This is a genomic window from Oleiphilus sp. HI0117 (assembly GCF_001635235.1).
In genome coordinates, this window is the sequence record NZ_LWGA01000379.1 from 1 (window position 1) to 714 (window position 714).

Genomic DNA, 714 nt, shown 5'->3' on the forward strand with positions numbered 1-714 from the left:
TTTCTATGACTGGCTCTGCTACAATTTCTAGTGTAACGGGCGCAACACCGGGTAATAAGGTTTTAAATGAAAGCACATTACTGGTAACGGTATTATCAGAAAGATCTGAAGACTCGACCCTAAAGTAATATCGGGTGTCGGCAGCAAGGTTGAAAACAGGAACGCTGTGTTCAGTAGAAAATCCATTTAGAGTAAAAGTCTGATCTAGGGACTCTTCGCTTAGCCCCAGACGAACCGTACGAGATGAAGACTCGGTAGTTGACCAAAGTATGTCTGCGCTGCTAACTGTAATATTTTCAACAATAGGCCCTGCGATAATTTGAGGTGCTGTCGTGTCAGGCAAAGCTAAAGTAGTAAATTCAACAGGCGCGGAAATGCTCGGCCCGTTCCCGGCTGCATCAGTGGAAGACGCCCTTAAGACATAAGTAGTATTAGCATCTAGACCACTTAAATACATTTCATGCGAACGAACCAAGGGCTCGCTTTGAAGCGTATTAGTGCTATTCCCGTCCGTATAGGAAACACCACTATCTGCTGCTTCGTTAGTCGTCCAGCGAACGATTGCGGTCGTTTGGCTTATGTCACTTACGATGGGTCCAGTTATTTCAGGTGCAGAAATATCAAGTTCAAATAGTGTGGTTACCGTTTGTGGTGAGCTTAATACAGGCCCATTTCCAGCAATATCGGAGATAGCAACAACAACTGAATACTGCG

At 44.8% G+C, this 714-nt stretch carries 1 protein-coding gene; it reads right to left on the reverse strand.

All coding sequences use genetic code 11. The features are described from left to right. Positions 1-714, reverse strand: a 714-nt coding sequence (locus A3757_RS26340; RefSeq protein ID WP_197469762.1) for a fibronectin type III domain-containing protein, incomplete at both ends; no start/stop codon positions are given.